The organism is Erwinia rhapontici, from assembly GCF_020683125.1.
Classification (GTDB): domain Bacteria; phylum Pseudomonadota; class Gammaproteobacteria; order Enterobacterales; family Enterobacteriaceae; genus Erwinia; species Erwinia rhapontici.
Map to the genome: position 1 here is coordinate 1,560,034 of NZ_CP085627.1, position 18,326 is coordinate 1,578,359.

Sequence of the window (18,326 nt, forward strand, 5' to 3'; positions counted from 1 at the left end):
AATGCGGAGGATAAAAAGGCGACAATTGCTCGTCGCCTTAGGCAAGATTAGCTCAGAGTTTTAACAACTTACTGATTATTTTTAACTAAACCGTCAAGATAACGCTCTGCGTCCAGGGCGGCCATACAGCCCGTTCCGGCAGAGGTAATCGCCTGGCGGTAAATATGGTCCATCACATCACCTGCGGCGAATACGCCCGGAATGCTGGTCTGCGTGGCATTACCCTGAAGTCCGGACTGGACTTTGATGTAACCATTTTCCAGTGCTAACTGACCATTAAAGATAGCGGTGTTCGGGCTGTGACCGATAGCAACGAACAAGCCTGCGACTTCCAGTGTTTTAGTCTGATCGTCTTTGGTGGAGCGCAGACACAATGAGCTGACGCCCATCTGATCGCCCAGCACTTCATCCAGCGTGTGGTCAGTATGCAGCACGATATTGCCGTTTTTGACCTTTTCATTCAGACGGTCAATCAGGATTTTTTCCGCACGGAAGCTATCGCGACGGTGGATCAGATGCACTTCGGCGGCGATATTCGCCAGATAAAGCGCTTCTTCCACTGCGGTGTTACCACCGCCAATCACCGCGACTTTTTGGTTACGGTAGAAGAAACCGTCACAGGTGGCGCAGGCTGAAACACCGCGACCTTTGAACGCTTCCTCTGAAGGCAGACCCAGGTAACGAGCGGATGCACCGGTAGCAATAATCAGTGCATCAGCAGTGTACACACCTTCATCGCCGGTCAGCCGGAACGGGCGGTTTTGCAGATCCACGCTGTGGATATGATCGAAAATGATCTCGGTGTTAAATTTCACCGCGTGCTCGTGCATGCGTTCCATCAGCAGTGGCCCGGTCAGCTCGTTCGGATCGCCTGGCCAGTTTTCCACGTCGGTGGTGGTGGTCAGCTGACCCCCTTTTTCCAGACCGGTGATCAGCACCGGGTTCAGGTTAGCGCGGGCTGCATACACGGCAGCGGTATAACCTGCCGGGCCTGAGCCCAGAATCAGTAATTTACTGTGTTTAGCCGTACCCATGAGACCCTCATTAATTGACTGGCAAACCTATACCCGGATTGTAGGGAATTTAGCGAGGCAAAAAAAGCATTCTGCGATTTTGTTAACAATTAATGAAAAAGGTCTGGCCAATCGTTGTCCGTATGACAGGGTGAGGGTGGAAAAATAGCATTTCAGCCATTTTTTGTCATTTTGGCGACAAAATTGTCATTGAAAAACAGAGAGACAGCATTCGCTTTGGCATGTTGTACTGATTTTGTTTGTTTTGCTTTGACAATCGGCTGCGCTTTTGCGAAAACATTATGGGAAGCAGAGTGTATTTGGTCACCTAAGTCAGGGTTTCATCCCGGATTTTGCGTTTATCGCCCGATATACTCAGCCTGTTATTTGGAATGACGCATGGTGTGGACAGACAACATGCGTCATGCAGATAGAGCGTTTAATACCGCGACAGGCTCGATGTCTTCACTTAGATCAACCCTGTTACATTGAGTCGTTCAGGGTATGGCAGGTAAAGGGAAGAAATTTAAGAGAGACAATAATAATGGTAGACAATAAAAAACGGCCGGGTAAAGATCTCGACAGAATTGACCGCAACATCCTGAATGAACTGCAGAAAGATGGGCGTATTTCTAACGTCGAGCTTTCCAAGCGCGTAGGCCTATCACCCACGCCGTGCCTTGAGCGCGTTCGCCGTCTGGAGCGACAGAACTTCATTCTCGGCTACACTGCTCAGTTAAATCCGCACTATCTGGATGCATCACTTCTGGTATTCGTTGAGATTACTCTGAATCGTGGTGCGCCTGATGTGTTTGAGCAGTTTAACGCCGCAGTACAAAAACTTGAGGAAACTCAAGAGTGTCACCTCGTTTCCGGTGATTTTGACTATCTGCTAAAAACCCGTGTTCCAGATATGTCTGCGTACCGTAAATTGCTGGGCGAAACCTTGCTACGTCTGCCGGGTGTGAACGATACCCGTACTTATGTGGTCATGGAAGAAGTGAAACAAAGTAACCGGTTAGTGATTAAAACCCGGTAACACAGGGCAGGTGCAAAACCTGTTAGTTTTCGGTACACTCCTGTGAATTCATACAGGTTCAGCGCCGGGCATGCCCGGCGCTGTTACCTCCATAGTTTACAGGCACCTGGAGAGTACTCTTGAGCCAGGAATACACAGAAGATAAAGACGTTTCGTTAGAACCGTTGAGCAGCGGGCGTCGCCTGCTGGAAGCGCTATTAATTGTTGTTGCTCTTTTCGCCATTTATCTGATGGTGGCGCTGGTGAGCTTCAATCCTTCCGATCCCAGTTGGTCACAAACCGCCTGGCACGAACCTATCCACAACATCGGTGGTGGCGTTGGGGCGTGGCTTGCAGATACGCTATTCTTTATCTTTGGCGTGATGGCTTATGCGCTTCCTCCCGTGATTTTAGGCCTGTGCTGGATCACGTTCAGCCGACGCCACTTCCAGGATTACATTGACTATTTTGCCGTTGGTTTGCGCATGATTGGCGTGCTGGCGCTGGTGGTTACTTCCTGTGGTCTGGCCGCATTGAATGCTGACGATATTTGGTATTTTGCGTCGGGTGGTGTGATTGGCAGCTTGTTAAGCAATGCGATGGCTCCCTATTTTAGCGGGCCGGGCGGCACGCTAACCCTGCTGTGCATCTGGGCAGCGGGGCTGACGCTCTATACCGGCTGGTCATGGCTGACGATTGCCGAGAAGATTGGTGGCGTGGTGATGGGAGTACTGACTTTCGCCAGTAATCGCTCACGTGCTGATGAGAAATGGCATGAAGAAGACGATGAAGATGAAGTGGATGCGCCGGTAGCGGTACGCAGTGCACCGATGCATGCTGACGATCACTACGACGTACTGCTGACGAAACCACAGCCTGTTCACGCAGATGATGAGGAGGGCGAGCAGGACGATCCGCTGCTGGCCAAACCGACATCCAGCGATGTTGTTTCGGTTCCTGCGCAGCAATCTGCGATTGCCCCCGTTGCGCCGGTCATTGCTCCTGCTCAGGAATACGCAGCCCAGGCTGAGGTGCAGGTTTCCACACCAGTGGCACCGCCACAACCATCGCTCTATCGTTTTGAAGTGCCAGCAGAAGCCAGGACGCCAGCGCCTTCGCTACCGGTTGATGAAGAAGACGGTCCGCAGATGGGCAACTGGCAGGATACCTCAGCGGCTTCGCCGTTTGATTTCTCCACACCACATGCCTCTCATCCAGCCTCAGTAGCTGCTGCTGCAACCGGAGCTGCGCTTGGTGCTGTTGCACAGTCAGCCAGCAGTAATATGCCGTTTATGCCGGGCTTTACGGCAACCAGTGGCGATGATCTTAATCCCCAGGTTAAGCAGGGTATCGGCCCTGAACTGCCGCGCCCAAATCCAGTAAAATTGCCGACACGCCGCGAATTGGCTTCTTACGGCATTAAGTTGCCTTCGCAGCGCATGGCGGAAGAAAAAGCCAAAGAGCAGGAGTCCCTGCAGCCAGAGGTTGCTGAAGGAGATGCCTGGCAGGCTGTCACGCCTGACGAGCAGGATGATGCGGAACAGGCACAGCTACGTGAAGCGTTCCTGGCACGGGAACAGCAGCGTTACGGCGAAGAGTTTGCTGCTGAAGATGAAGAAGCACTGCAACAGGCGGCGCTGGCGCGTCAGTTTGCTGAACAGCAGCAGCAGCGTTATGCCGCCGAAACGTCAGGCCAAAGCCCAACCTTTACGCTTGATACCTCCGGTGCTTTCGATTTCTCACCGATGGACGATCTGGTCAATGACGGCCCGACTGAGCCATTGTTTACGCTGTCGGCAGCACCTGAAACAGAGTCCGTTGCCCCCGTTCAGTCACAGTGGCAACAGCCCGAAGAGGCGCAACCGCAGGCTCCCATTGCGCAGACTTCTCCTGCCTGGCAACCCGCTGCTGCACCTCCTGTGACGGCCCAGCCAGTGAAGCCGCAAGAACCGGATATGGACAGTTTGATCCATCCGTTCCTGATGCGTCATGAGCAGCCAACGTACAAACCAACCACGCCGCTGCCAACGCTCGATTTGTTAGCGTCGCCGCCAGCCGAAACGGAACCGGTAGACCAGTTTGCGCTTGAGCAGACCGCTCGTTTGATTGAGGCGCGGCTGGCTGACTATCGCGTGAAGGCTGAGGTGGTTGGGTACTCACCGGGTCCGGTTATCACCCGCTTTGAGCTGGATTTGGCGCCGGGCGTAAAAGCTGCGCGTATCTCTAACCTGTCGCGGGATCTGGCTCGCTCATTGTCAGCTGTTGCCGTGCGTGTGGTGGAAGTCATCCCTGGCCGTCCATATGTGGGGCTGGAGTTGCCTAATCTGAATCGCCAGACGGTTTATCTGCGAGAAGTGCTGGATTGCCCGGCATTCCGTGATAATCCCTCCCCGTTGTCGATTGTGCTGGGCAAAGATATTTCCGGCGATCCAGTGGTAGCCGATTTGGGCAAAATGCCTCACTTGCTGGTTGCCGGTACGACCGGTTCCGGTAAGTCGGTAGGCGTTAATGCCATGATCCTCAGTATCTTGTATAAAGCCACGCCAAAAGAAGTGCGCTTTATTATGATCGACCCGAAAATGCTCGAATTGTCGGTGTATGAAGGCATTCCACATCTGTTAACCGATGTGGTCACCGACATGAAAGATGCGGCCAATGCGTTGCGCTGGTGTGTGGTTGAGATGGAGCGTCGTTACAAGCTGATGTCGGCACTGGGTGTGCGTAACATCGCGGGCTATAACGAGAAGGTGGATATGGCTGAGGCGATGGGGCGTCCCATCCCTGACCCGTTCTGGAAGCCAACCGACAGCATGGATATGACACCACCGGTACTGGAAAAAGAGCCTTATATCGTGGTGATGGTGGATGAGTTTGCAGACCTGATCATGACCGTCGGCAAAAAAGTGGAAGAGCTGATCGCACGTCTGGCACAGAAAGCACGTGCGGCGGGGATTCATCTGGTGCTGGCCACACAGCGACCTTCTGTGGATGTGATCACCGGTCTGATTAAGGCCAATATTCCGACACGTATTGCCTTTACGGTATCCAGTAAAATTGACTCACGTACCATTCTCGATCAGTCGGGTGCAGAATCTTTGCTGGGCATGGGTGACATGCTGTATCTGGCACCTAACTCTTCTATTCCGGTCCGAGTCCATGGTGCCTTTGTTCGCGACCAGGAAGTGCATGCCGTCGTGAAAGACTGGAAGGCACGCGAACGTCCTCAGTATAAAGAAGGTATCCTTAGCGGCGGCGACGATACTGAATCGGGTGCGGGTGGCGTTGACGGTGACGAAGAGCTGGACCAGTTGTTCGACCAGGCCGTTGAGTTCGTTGTCGACAAGCGTCGCGCCTCGATTTCCGGCGTTCAGCGGCAATTCCGTATCGGTTATAACCGTGCTGCGCGTATCATTGAACAGATGGAAGCGCAGGGAATTGTTTCGTCACCGGGGCATAACGGGAACCGCGAGGTGCTGGCACCACCTCCGCATGAGCGTTAAGTCTTCTTGTTTCGCTCACCATCAACGGGTCAGGCACTGCCTGGCCCGTTGAATTCCTGACAGCAGTCCCAATATTTGTAGGATACGGACTGGGAGATTCAGTTTTTTCTCCTGTTGTTGTTATCAGCGCCTGGCTAAAGTTATCCACGTCATGCTTAACCCGAACGGGATACAAGAGTTTCAATAAGGATGCCGTAATGAAAAAATTAATGATTTCCTGCTGTGTGTTGGCTGCTTTTTCCTCGGTTACCGCCTGGGCTGATGCATCTGGCGATTTGCAGCAACGCCTGGATAAGGTGAAAAGTTTCCATGCCACGTTTAGTCAAAAAGTAACCGACAGCACCGGTGCATCGGTGCAGGATGGCGAAGGTGAGATGTGGGTTCAGCGTCCGAACCTGTTCAACTGGCATATGACAGCGCCGGATGAAAGCACCCTGATTTCCGATGGTAAAACGTTATGGTTCTACAATCCGTTTGTTGAGCAGGTTAGCGCCAGCTGGGTGAAAGATGCCACCAGCAATACCCCCTTTATGCTGATTGCACGTAACCAGGCGAGTGACTGGAAGCAATACAACGTTGCGCAAAAAGGGGATGACTTCTCTCTGACGCCAAAAAATGCTGATGGCAACCTGAAGCAGTTCACCATCAACGTGGCGACCAATGGCACCATCAATCAGTTCAGCGCGGTAGAGCAGGATGGGCAGCGCAGCAGTTATACGTTGAAAAGCCAGCAAAATGGCAGCATCAGTGCCGATAAGTTCAAGTTCACACCACCTAAGGGTGTAACTGTGGACGACCAGCGTCAGTGAGGTTTGCGTGAGTAACCTGTCCCTCGACTTTTCCCGTAATGAGTTTCAGCCTCTGGCCGCGCGTATGCGGCCACGTACGCTGGCCGAGTATATTGGCCAACAGCATCTGCTGGCAGCGGGTAAACCGCTGCCGCGCGCTATTGAGGCGGGTCATCTTCACTCGATGATTCTATGGGGACCGCCGGGGACGGGGAAAACCACGCTGGCCGAAATTATCGGTCACTATGGACAGGCTGACGTTGAGCGCATTTCCGCTGTCACCTCCGGGGTGAAAGAGATCCGTGAGGCGATTGAGCGTGCGCGGCAAAACCGCAATGCAGGTCGGCGTACCATCCTGTTTGTTGATGAAGTTCACCGTTTTAATAAAAGCCAGCAAGATGCTTTTCTGCCACATATTGAAGATGGCACCATTACCTTTATCGGTGCCACAACGGAAAATCCCTCATTCGAACTGAATTCAGCGCTGTTATCGCGTGCCCGCGTGTATCTGTTGAAATCTCTGACCACGGAAGACATTGCTGCCGTGCTGAACCAGGCGATGCAAGACGGTGAGCGTGGCTATGGTAATGACAACATCATCCTGCCTGAAAATACCCGCAATATGATTGCTGAGCTGGTCAACGGCGATGCGCGCCGCGCGCTGAATACGCTGGAAATGATGGCCGATATGGCTGAGGTGAATAGCAAAGGCAAGCGTGAACTGACGCCGCAGTTGCTCAATGAAGTGTCTGGCGAACGTAGCGCACGCTTTGATAATAAAGGTGACCGTTTCTACGATCTCATATCGGCGCTGCACAAATCAGTGCGGGGGTCGGCCCCGGATGCGGCACTTTACTGGTATGCACGGATCATTACCGCAGGCGGTGATCCGCTGTATGTCGCGCGACGTTTGCTGGCTATCGCCTCCGAAGATGTTGGCAACGCGGATCCGCGTGGCATGCAGGTAGCGATCTCTGCCTGGGATTGTTTTACTCGTGTCGGCCCGGCAGAAGGTGAGCGGGCGATCGCCCAGGCGATTGTTTACCTGGCCTGCGCGCCAAAAAGCAACGCGGTGTATAACGCTTTCAAAGCGGCCATGCGTGATGCGCGTGAAAGCCCGGATTATGATGTTCCTGAACATTTACGTAATGCGCCAACCAAACTGATGAAAGAAATGGGGCTGGGAGCGGAATACCGTTATGCCCACGATGAACCTAACGCGTATGCAGCAGGTGAGGACTATTTCCCGGCGCAAATGGCACAAACCCGCTATTACCATCCGACCACGCGTGGGCTGGAAGGGAAGATTGGTGAAAAGCTCGCCTGGTTGATTGAACAGGATCAAAATAGCCCGACAAAACGCTACCGCTGACAGTGACGTTGCGGTAAGGTTAGCAATGAATTCAACGCATTCGATATGTCGGTGCGCCCCTTCTTTTTTAACTCAATCAATCATCACAGGACAAGCATGCTCGATCCCAATCTACTGCGTACTGAGCCAGACGCAGTCGCTGAAAAACTGGCACGCCGTGGCTATAAGCTGGACGTTGATACGCTGCGCGCACATGAAGAGCGTCGTAAAGTACTGCAGGTCGAAACTGAAAATCTGCAGGCAGAGCGTAACTCGCGATCCAAATCCATCGGGCAGGCCAAAGCACGTGGGGAAGACATCGAGCCATTGCGTCAGGAAGTGAACGTACTGGGCGAACGCCTGGACGCTGCAAAAGCAGAGCTGGATGCACTGTTGACCAGCATCAATGACTTTTCAATGGCCATTCCCAATATCCCTGCGGATGTAGTTCCACTGGGCAAAGATGACAGTGAAAACCAGGAAATCAGTCGCTGGGGTGAGCCGCGCAAGTTTGACTTCGCGGTGCGCGACCACGTTGAGCTGGGCGAAATGGCCGCAGGCCTCGATTTTGCCGCCGCAGTTAAACTGACCGGTTCACGTTTTATCGTGATGAAAGGCCAGATTGCACTGATGCATCGTGCTTTGAGCCAGTTCATGCTCGATCTGCATACCGAGCAGCATGGCTACCTGGAAACCTACGTACCTTACCTGGTGAATCATGCCAGCCTGTACGGCACGGGCCAGTTGCCTAAATTTGGCGAAGACCTGTTCCATACACGTCCGTTGGAAGAAGAAGCCTCCAGCAGCAACTATGCTCTGATCCCGACCTCCGAAGTCCCGCTGACCAACCTGGTACGCGATGAGATTCTGGAAGAAGAATCACTGCCGATCAAAATGACCGCACATACGCCATGTTTCCGTTCCGAAGCTGGCGCGTATGGTCGTGACACTCGTGGTCTGATCCGCATGCATCAGTTCGATAAAGTTGAAATGGTGCATATTACACGCCCTGAAGACTCAATGGATGCGCTGGAAGAACTGGTGGGTCACGCAGAGAAAGTGCTGCAACTGCTGAACCTGCCATACCGTAAAGTACTGCTCTGTACTGGTGACATGGGCTTTGGTTCTCACAAAACTTACGATCTGGAAGTGTGGTTGCCAGCGCAGGATACCTACCGTGAGATCTCGTCCTGCTCCAATATGGGCGATTTCCAGGCGCGTCGTATGAAAGCACGCTGCCGTCCACGTGGTGAGAAAGCAACACGCCTGGTACACACCCTGAATGGCTCTGGCCTGGCAGTGGGTCGTACTCTGGTTGCGGTGCTGGAAAACTACCAGCAGGCTGATGGCCGTATCGCCGTACCGGATGTTCTGCGTCCGTATATGAAAGGCCTGGAGTTTATTGGCTGATCCACGCACAGGTTCGAGGCTGTACCAGCAGGATAAGTCGCCCTGAACAGCGTTTTGAAAAACCCGCCACTGGCGGGTTTTTTATTGTCAGAGATTGAGCAAAAATAATGATGGATAATAGTGATGCTATTCTGACTTATTACATGTGAATTCAATAAGATAATTCCGTCGACAGTCCTCTGCTAAACAGCTCTAAGCCATTGAAGATAAAAATTTTAAATCGCGTAGCTACAAATCGTGCTATTGCCTTTTTATTGTGCTTTTCCAATCGTCTACTCAGTGGCATGATGCGCGCAAAATCTCCCTCGTTTTCGGTCCCCCAACTACTATGTCCACCTGGTCACGTCCTGTTTTGGTGCTGCTGTGCGGCTTGCTGCTGCTAACAGTCTCTATTGCTGTGCTCAATACGCTGGTGCCGCTCTGGCTCACGCATGATGCACTGCCGACCTGGCAGGTGGGGATGGTCAGCTCGTCATATTACTGCGGGAACCTGCTGGGAACGCTGATGGCGGGTTGGGTGATCAAACGCTATGGCTTTAACCGTAGCTACTATCTCGCCTCTCTGGTCTTTGCTCTGGCAACGCTGGCACTGGCGCTGGGTACCGGCTTCTGGTCCTGGACACTATGGCGCTTTGTGGCCGGTATTGGCTGTGCGCTGATCTGGGTTGTGGTGGAAAGTGCGCTGCTGTGTAACGGGACGCTGCGTAACCGTGGGCGACTGCTGGCTGCCTATATGATCATTTATTATATTGGCACGGTTATCGGGCAATTACTGGTCAGCAAAGTCTCGACTGAATTGATGCACGTTCTCCCCTGGGTCAGCAGTGTGATACTGGCGGCGGTTCTGCCATTGGTCTTTTGTCGTGTCACTGCCAGCCAGGAAGGTGACGAAGAAACACCTGCAGGGCGGCTGTGGCCGATGCTGCGCCGCCGTAATGCCCGTCTTGGTATCAATGGCTGTATTATTTCAGGCATTGTTCTGGGGTCGTTATATGGTCTGATGCCGCTTTACCTTTCGCATCAGGGGATGAGTGACTCAACGGTAGGTTACTGGATGGCGTTACTGGTGAGCGCCGGTATTATTGGCCAGTGGCCGGTAGGCCGCCTTGCAGATCGTTATGGGCGCCTTTTGGTGTTGCGGGTGCAGGTGTTTGTGGTGATCCTCGGCGCTCTGGCGATGCTGAGTAATGCTGCGATGGCACCTGCCTTGTTTATTCTCGGCTGTGCAGGCTTTACTCTTTATCCAGTGGCGATGTCCTGGGCGTGTGAAACCGTTGCCCACCATGAACTGGTTGCGATGAATCAGGCGCTGCTGCTGAGTTATACCGTTGGCAGTCTGGTGGGGCCGACGATGACCTCAATGTTGATGCAAAGCTATTCAGACCGCTTGCTGTTTGTAATGATTGCCGCGGTCGCAATGGTGTATCTGGCGATGTTGCTGCGTAAGGCCGATCACCACGCCAATCCTGTGGCACACGCATAAAACAGACATTAAAAAGGCTGACTTCTGGCCAGCCTTTTTAATCACTAAAATTGAGTCCGAACCGCTAATACATCACGTAGTGACCGTAGCTTTCGAGAATACTTTTGACCCGTTCCATCGTGTCGGCTTTCGGTGGATGAACGCCGTCCAGCTTGTACTCTTCCCCCATTGCGACCCACTTATGTTTGCCCAGTTCGTGATAGGGCAGCAGTTCGATTTTCTCAACATTGCCCATATCGCGTGTGAACTCACCCAGACGATGAGCCGATTCATCATCATCAGAATAGCCTGGCACAACAACATAGCGGATCCAGGTGCGAATGTTACGCTTGGACAGATAACGAGCAAAATCGAGTGTGCGGTGGTTGGATACGCCGACCAGAATCTGGTGGACATCATCATTGATCTGCTTAAGGTCGAGCATCACCAGATCGGTAACGTCAAGCAGTTCGTCAATCACCGGGTCATAGCGGCGAACAAAACCGTTAGTATCCAGGCAGGTATTAATCCCTTCAGCTTTACAGGCACGGAACCAGTCACGTACGAATTCGGCTTGCAGGATAGCTTCCCCGCCTGACGCGGTAACACCACCGCCAGAAGCATTCATGAAGTGGCGATATGACACCACGTCTTTCATCAGTTCTTCTACGGTGATTTCTTTGCCGCCGTGCGTATCCCAGGTATCACGGTTATGGCAATACAGGCAGCGCATCAGGCAGCCCTGGAAGAAGGTGATAAAACGGATGCCGGGGCCGTCAACGGTCCCGCAGGATTCAAAAGAGTGGATGCGACCGAGTACTGACATTGCGATGAATTCTCCACGGTGACACAGTCTTTAGCTGTGTTAAGTCTGTTTTGGCAGGCGTCCGTATCAGGCGACTGACAAAACCGGCTGGAGGTGAGCAGGCCCCCTTACGGGAGCCTGTATAGAGCGCAGCGACTTACATAGACTGTGTAAAGGTACGTGTAATCACGTCCTGCTGCTGCTCTTTAGTCAGTGAGTTGAAGCGTACTGCATAGCCTGATACGCGAATGGTGAGCTGCGGGTATTTTTCCGGGTTCTCCATTGCTTCTAGTAGCATTTCACGGTTCATCACATTGACGTTCAAGTGTTGACCACCTTCGATGCTGGCTTCGTGATGGAAGTAACCATCCATCAGACCCGCAAGGTTGGTTTTGCGTACGTCGTCATTTTTGCCCAGTGCGTTTGGCACGATGGAGAAGGTGTAAGAGATACCATCTTTCGCGTAAGCAAACGGCAGTTTTGCAACCGAGGTAAGAGAGGCAACCGCACCTTTCTGATCGCGACCATGCATTGGGTTTGCACCTGGCCCGAATGGTGCGCCAGCACGACGTCCGTCCGGGGTATTACCCGTTTTCTTACCATACACCACGTTAGAGGTAATGGTCAGTACGGATTGAGTTGGCACTGCATTACGGTAGGTTTGCAGTTTCTGAATTTTCTTCATGAAACGTTCAACCAGGTCGCAGGCAATGTCATCCACACGTGAATCGTTGTTACCAAACTGCGGGTATTCACCTTCGATTTTGAAGTCTACAGCCAGACCATCTTCATCACGAATGGTGGATACTTTGGCGTATTTGATAGCAGACAGGGAGTCAGCCGCAACGGACAGACCTGCGATACCGCAAGCCATAGTACGGTAAACATCACGGTCATGCAGTGCCATCAGTGACGCTTCATAGCTGTATTTATCGTGCATATAGTGGATAACATTCAGCGCAGTGACGTACTGTTTTGCCAGCCAGTCCATAAAGTGATCCATACGGTTCATCACTTTATCGTAGTCCAGCACTTCATCCATCATTGGCGCTTCTTTTGGGCCAACCTGCATTTTCATTTTTTCATCCACGCCGCCGTTAATGGCATACAGCATGGTTTTCGCCAGGTTGGCACGTGCACCGAAGAACTGCATTTGTTTGCCGACGATCATCGGGCTTACGCAGCAGGCAATAGCGTAATCATCATTGTCAAAATCAGGGCGCATCAGATCATCATTCTCATACTGCAGAGAAGAGGTATCGATGGACACTTTTGCCGCGTATTTTTTGAAGTTCAGTGGCAGTTTTTCAGACCACAGAATGGTCATGTTTGGTTCCGGTGAAGGACCCATGGTGTAAAGGGTATTCAGGAAACGGAAGGTGTTTTTAGTCACCATGGTACGGCCGTCAACGCCCATACCTGCCAGTGATTCTGTCGCCCAGATTGGGTCACCTGAGAACAGTTCATCGTATTCAGGAGTACGCAGGAAGCGTACCATACGCAGCTTCATCACCAGGTGGTCGATCAGTTCCTGTGCTTCCAACTCGTTAATCACGCCTGCTTTCAGGTCGCGTTCAAAGTAGATATCCAGGAAGGTCGATACGCGACCAAAGGACATCGCTGCACCGTTCTGGGATTTCACCGCAGCAAGGTAACCGAAGTAGGTCCACTGTACCGCTTCTTTTGCATTGGTAGCCGGACCAGAGATATCACAGCCATATTTTGCTGCCATCTCTTTAATCTGCTGGAGTGCGTGATGCTGGTCGGCAATTTCTTCGCGCAGGCGAATTGTCGCTTCCAGGTTAACACCGTTTTCCATATCGCTCTGCAGTGAGGTGAACTGAGCGAATTTATCTTTCATCAATGCATCGATACCGTACAGCGCTACACGGCGGTAGTCACCAATGATACGGCCACGACCGTATGCGTCAGGCAGACCCGTCAGCACACCTGATTTACGGCAGCGCATAATATCTGGAGTGTAGACATCGAATACACCCTGGTTATGGGTTTTACGGTATTCGGTGAAGATTTTTTTCACGGTAGGATCAAGTTCGCGGCCATACACTTTGCACGAACCTTCAACCATTTTAATTCCGCCGAAAGGGATCAGCGCGCGTTTCAGTGGAGCTTCTGTCTGCAGACCAACGATTTTTTCCAGGCTTTTATTGATATAGCCCGCATCATGAGAGGTAATGGTTGATGGCAGGTCGGTATCAAAGTCAACCGGTGCATGAGTGCGGTTTTCTTGTTTGATGCCTTCCATCACTTTGTCCCACAGGGCAGTTGTTGCCTCAGTGGCACCGGCCAGGAACGCTTCGTCGCCTTCATACGGTGTGTAGTTTTTCTGGATGAAGTCACGGACGTTAACGCTGGTCTGCCATTCGCCCTGTGCAAAGCTTTCCCAGGCTGTCGCCATTTTTTGATTAAGCTCGGTCATTTGATACCTACCTTATAACGTGAAGTTCGTTGTACGTTCCCGCCGTGTGACATCACACCGACGGTTGCAAAATTCTGTTAGTGGGTGAATCAGTGATGATCGCCATCACGCAGATAAATTACCCAGTAAGTTAAACCAACAAGCAAACCACCACCGATGATATTGCCCAGGGTAACCGGGATCAGGTTATCGGTAATAAAATGGCCAACGGTGAGGTGCGAAAACTGCTCTGCACTTGCTCCGGTAGCTTGCCAGAATTCGGGAGTCGCAAAGTCTTTAATGATGATCGCCATCGGGACGAGAAACATGTTGGCGATGCTGTGCTCAAATCCACTGGCAACAAACATCGCAACCGGCAGTACCATGGCAAACATTTTATCCATCAGACTACGACCGGAGTAACTCATCCATACTGCCATGCACACCATCAGATTCGCCAAAATGCCAAGGCAGACTGCTTCAGTGAAGGTATGGTGCATTTTGTGGTCAGCGGTTTGCAGGACATTCAGTCCCCAGGCACCGTTGGCCGCCATGTATTGCCCGGCAAACCAAATCAGAGCGACAAATAAGATGGCACCGATAAAGTTACCGACGTAGACGATAATCCAGTTGCGTGCGAGCTGCGCCCAACTGATACGACCGCTGGCTTTAGCAACCACGGTGAGAACAGTGGAAGTAAACAGGTCAGCACCGCAAACCACAACCAACATCAGACCCAGTGAAAAGCAGATACCACCAACCAGTTTTGCCAGCCCCCATGGGACAGCAGCCGTACCCGTTGTCGCAGTAATATAGAAAGCAAAGGCGATGGAAATGAAGACTCCAGCGGTAATTGCCAGAAAAAATGTGGTGAAGGGGTGTTTCGTTGCTTTATAGACACCTGCATCTTCAGCAACTTTCGCCATTTCTGACGGTAATAATAAATCAAAGGGGTTGCCAGCTTTCACACTAACGTCCTCCCAAAAGTAATCAGCGAGGAAAGTCTAACAAAGGAGTATAGGAAAGAATTTGATGTGGATCATATAGGCCCGGCTAATTCGCGGATAAGACCCTATTTTTATCATGGGTTTATTGTTTAAGTTGTTGTTTTTATTCAAATAAAACTTTTTTAATTATTAAAAAAATATTTGAGTCTCAGATGTGTTTCGCGAAAGAGTGGGTGAATAAACGAGAGTAAATATAGCCAGGTTGTAACAATTAAAAAGGTAACAGCCTGCGCTGTTACCTTTTATTAACCTGCAGATAGAGATCGGCTGCGGTGAAATAATCTTGTCTGTTTATAACCCCCTTTAACCGGGTGCTATTTTTATAGTCAATTATTTCCAGTAAAGACGTTTGGCCGCCTGAAGTTTTTCATAAGCCGCCAGCAGAGATTGGTGTGCCGGGAACGCTTTCAGATCGTTATCAACCGCCTGCAAACCATAAAATGGCGCTTCACCACTGATAGCTGCTGAAGCTGTGTCTACGGCTTCCTGCCCATACATACGGACGAATGCCGTATGATACTGCAAAGGGTCGCGACCTTCTTCCTGGCTCAATAACAGCAGTGTTTGCAGGCAGCGATAGTAGTTGGCGCGTTCGGCGCTGAAGATCGACTGATTGAACTCCATGGTCCATTCCGTCCAAATCAATGCCTGTTCCAGATCGCCTGCTGCCAGTGCTAACATCGCCTTAAGTTCACCAATACGCAGTGTGTACCAGCCGTTATCTTTACCCGTTGCAAGGCCCAGCAGTTCGCGTACACGTGTGAAGTCGTCATGGCCGTCTTCATCCAGCTGCTCCAGCAGAGACAGATAGTCTTCTTTTTCCCAGCTGCTTTCCGGCAGGCTGAGTAGTGTATCGCGCAGGTAAGCACCCATGCTGTTGTTCGCCAGCAGCAGGTCTTCTGCCGGGTAGATATCAGACATGCCCGGCACGATGATGCGGCAAGCGTACACATCCAGATGCTCATAGTCCGCGATGTAAACTTCCTGATCTTCTGACTTGAAGATGTCCATCAGTGTCGAGAACTCTTCTTCAGTGCTGCCTTTAAAGCTCCAGTCAACAAACGGATAATCGGCGTCATCCTTAAACATATCCCACGAGATCAGACCGCTGGAATCGATAAAGTGTGTTTCCAGGTTGGCGTGTTCCGCCACTTCTTCATCGTCGAAGGTCGGCGGTGTGAACACATCCAAATCTTTGAGGCCACGACCTTGAAGCAGTTCGGTGACGGTACGCTCAAGCGCTACGCCAAAGTCAGGGTGAGCACCAAAGGAGGCGAAGCACGTGCCATTAGCAGGGTTAAACAGCACCACACAGATAACAGGATATTTACCGCCCAGTGAGGCGTCGTAAGAGAAGATTGGGAAACCTTCTGCTTCCAGCGAGGCGATGGCTTCGACAACGCCCGGATAACGATTTAACACGTCTTGCGGAATGGCTGGCAGGCTGATTGATTCCGCGATAATACGGTTTTTAATATAGCGCTCGAATACCTCTGACAGCCCCTGAACGCGGGCTTCGTTGGCGGTATTACCGGCAGACATACCGTTTGATACATACAGGTTGCCGATAATGTTCATCGGGATGTAAACGGTTTGCTGATCCGACTGACGGGTAAACGGCAGGCCACAGATGCCGCGTGCGGCATTGCCCGACTGCAAGTCAACCAGTTCGCTGGCGCTCACTTCGTTTTCCGGGTCGTAGAATTTACGCAGTCGTGGATCCAGAATGCCTTCTGGCAATTGGTCATCTTCCGGCAGTGGGAACCACTTCTCGTTAGGGTAGTGAACGAAGTCGCCGTTAGCGATCTTCTCGCCTAACCAGAAGTCAGCGAAGAAATAGTTGGTGGACAGGCGTTCAAAGTATTCGCCCAGCGCAGAGGCCAGAGCCGCTTTTTTGCTCGCGCCTTTACCATTGGTAAAACACAGCGGGCAGTCGCGATCGCGGATATGAACTGACCAGACATTCGGGACCGGGTTCAGCCAGGATGCTTCTTCGATGTTGAAGCCAAGATCCTGCAGTTTTTGCTGAAAGCGTGCGATGGAAACTTCCAACGCGGCGTCTTTGCCTGGGATATAAGTTTGAGTCATTTTGCCCACTCGTTATTGATTGTGCGGAAAGCGCGCAATGATACGGGGTTTCCGGCGGAATCGCTATCCGACATCATTAATTTCATGAACGCAAGAATGCCATTTTAGGATGAAAAGATAACGGGTCTGTTTTTCAAACAGGAAAACACCTCACAAAATATCGTCTGCTGTTGCATTTCCCCTACAAGCTGTTGCGGCACAGGCCGGTGAACTGGTCGGTCGACCTGATAAATCATTGCAGCAACGGGGTGGCAATGATAAAACCGATAGAGGAATCAAAACCGATTGATCTGAAAGTGGTGAGGGGAAATGAGTCAGGTTTTCAATTTTAGCTCAGGCCCGGCTATGTTGCCGGTAGAAGTACTTCGTCGCGCTGAACAGGAACTCTGCAACTGGCAGGGTTTAGGAACCTCCGTAATGGAGATCAGCCACCGTAGTAAGGAATTTATTCAGGTCGCGGAAGAGGCTGAAAAAGATTTTCGTGATCTGCTGAAAATCCCCTCCAACTATAAAGTTTTATTCTGCCATGGCGGTGCACGCGCTCAGTTTGCTGCCATCCCGATGAATCTGTTGGGGCAGCATGCTACGGCGGACTATGTTGATGGCGGTTATTGGGCAGCCAGCGCAGTAAAAGAGGCTCAGAAATACTGCACGCCAAATGTGATCGATGCCAAAACGACGATTGATGGCCTGCGCGGTATCAAACCAATGAGCGAGTGGGCACTGTCTGATGATGCTGCCTACGTTCATTACTGCCCGAACGAAACGATCGACGGTATCGCTATCCCGGAAACCCCGGACTTTGGTGATAAAGTGGTAGTGGCCGATCTTTCTTCCACGATTCTGTCGTCCCCGATCGATGTTAGTCGTTACGGCGTGTTGTATGCCGGCGCACAGAAAAATATTGGTCCTGCCGGGTTAACACTGGTCGTTGTGCGTGAAGATCTGTTGGGTCAGGCGCGTAAAGAATTGCCTTCCATCCTGGATTATAAGGTCCTGGCGGATAACGAATCTATGTTCAACACGCCACCGACCTTTGCCTGGTATCTGTCCGGCTTGGTGTTTAAGTGGCTGAAAGAGCAGGGCGGCGTGGCGGAACTGGATAAACGTAACCAGGCAAAAGCCGATCTGCTGTATGGCACCATCGATAACAGCAGTTTCTATCGCAACGATGTGGTAGCCGCTAACCGTTCACGTATGAACGTACCCTTCCAACTGGCTGATGCCACACTGGACAAACTGTTCCTTGAAGAGTCATTTGCAGCAGGTCTGCATGCTCTGAAAGGCCACCGTGTGGTCGGCGGCATGCGTGCTTCGATCTACAATGCGATGCCGTTGCAGGGCGTGAAAACGCTCACCGATTTTATGGTCGACTTCGAACGTCGCCACGGCTAAGGTACGCCTGCATTGGCAGTAAGTTTTGAATCTGAAACCCCGCAGCCCAGCGGGGTTTCATTGTAATTAT

Annotated in this window: 12 protein-coding genes; 7 read left to right on the forward strand and 5 right to left on the reverse strand. The window is 51.6% G+C overall.

Features of this window, described 5'->3' with window-relative positions; translation table 11 throughout:
• Nucleotides 1-68: 68 nt before the first annotated feature.
• Nucleotides 69-1,034 (reverse strand): thioredoxin-disulfide reductase, encoded by a 966-nt coding sequence (gene trxB / locus LJN55_RS07430; protein WP_227535954.1) that lies wholly within the window; start codon nt 1,032-1,034, stop codon nt 69-71.
• 523 nt (nt 1,035-1,557) lie between these two features.
• Between trxB and lrp the strand changes: the two genes are divergently transcribed.
• From lrp to LJN55_RS07460, 6 genes are all read left to right on the forward strand, one after another.
• Nucleotides 1,558-2,052, forward strand: coding sequence for a leucine-responsive transcriptional regulator Lrp (gene lrp / locus LJN55_RS07435; RefSeq protein WP_133841047.1), 495 nt, complete (start codon nt 1,558-1,560; stop codon nt 2,050-2,052).
• A 119-nt stretch (nt 2,053-2,171) separates the two neighbouring features.
• A complete protein-coding gene (locus LJN55_RS07440; RefSeq protein ID WP_227535955.1) occupies nt 2,172-5,531 on the forward strand; it encodes a DNA translocase FtsK 4TM domain-containing protein in 3,360 nt (1,119 codons plus the stop codon).
• Nucleotides 5,532-5,728: 197 nt separating this feature from the next.
• Nucleotides 5,729-6,340: an outer membrane lipoprotein chaperone LolA gene (lolA, locus tag LJN55_RS07445; protein WP_133841045.1), complete on the forward strand. Its 612-nt coding sequence runs from the start codon at nt 5,729-5,731 to the stop codon at nt 6,338-6,340.
• 7 nt (nt 6,341-6,347) lie between these two features.
• Nucleotides 6,348-7,691, forward strand: coding sequence for a replication-associated recombination protein A (locus tag LJN55_RS07450; RefSeq protein WP_167864862.1), 1,344 nt, complete (start codon nt 6,348-6,350; stop codon nt 7,689-7,691).
• A gap of 96 nt (nt 7,692-7,787) precedes the next feature.
• Nucleotides 7,788-9,080 carry a serine--tRNA ligase gene (gene serS, locus LJN55_RS07455; RefSeq protein ID WP_133841043.1) on the forward strand — a complete coding sequence of 431 codons (1,293 nt, stop codon included), beginning with the start codon at nt 7,788-7,790 and terminating at the stop codon, nt 9,078-9,080.
• A gap of 328 nt (nt 9,081-9,408) precedes the next feature.
• Nucleotides 9,409-10,563 carry an MFS transporter gene (locus LJN55_RS07460; RefSeq protein ID WP_227535956.1) on the forward strand — a complete coding sequence of 385 codons (1,155 nt, stop codon included), beginning with the start codon at nt 9,409-9,411 and terminating at the stop codon, nt 10,561-10,563.
• A gap of 64 nt (nt 10,564-10,627) precedes the next feature.
• Here the strand turns inward: LJN55_RS07460 and pflA are convergent, their stop codons facing one another.
• The 4 genes from pflA to ycaO all read right to left on the reverse strand — a co-directional run bounded on the left by pflA (nt 10,628) and on the right by ycaO (nt 16,861).
• Nucleotides 10,628-11,368, reverse strand: a complete 741-nt coding sequence (pflA, locus tag LJN55_RS07465) for a pyruvate formate lyase 1-activating protein (protein ID WP_133841041.1) — start codon at nt 11,366-11,368, stop codon at nt 10,628-10,630.
• A gap of 136 nt (nt 11,369-11,504) precedes the next feature.
• Nucleotides 11,505-13,787, reverse strand: a complete 2,283-nt coding sequence (gene pflB / locus LJN55_RS07470; protein WP_133841040.1) for a formate C-acetyltransferase — start codon at nt 13,785-13,787, stop codon at nt 11,505-11,507.
• 89 nt (nt 13,788-13,876) lie between these two features.
• Complete coding sequence (gene focA / locus LJN55_RS07475) at nt 13,877-14,734, reverse strand: formate transporter FocA (RefSeq protein WP_159337134.1); 858 nt, start codon at nt 14,732-14,734, stop codon at nt 13,877-13,879.
• 369 nt (nt 14,735-15,103) lie between these two features.
• A complete protein-coding gene (gene ycaO / locus LJN55_RS07480) occupies nt 15,104-16,861 on the reverse strand; it encodes a 30S ribosomal protein S12 methylthiotransferase accessory factor YcaO (protein WP_159337133.1) in 1,758 nt (585 codons plus the stop codon).
• Nucleotides 16,862-17,170: 309 nt separating this feature from the next.
• Here ycaO and serC point away from each other — a divergent pair, with 309 nt between their 5' ends.
• Entirely contained in the window at nt 17,171-18,256 is a 1,086-nt protein-coding gene (gene serC / locus LJN55_RS07485; protein WP_133841037.1) for a 3-phosphoserine/phosphohydroxythreonine transaminase, read from the forward strand.
• Nucleotides 18,257-18,326 lie beyond the last annotated feature (70 nt).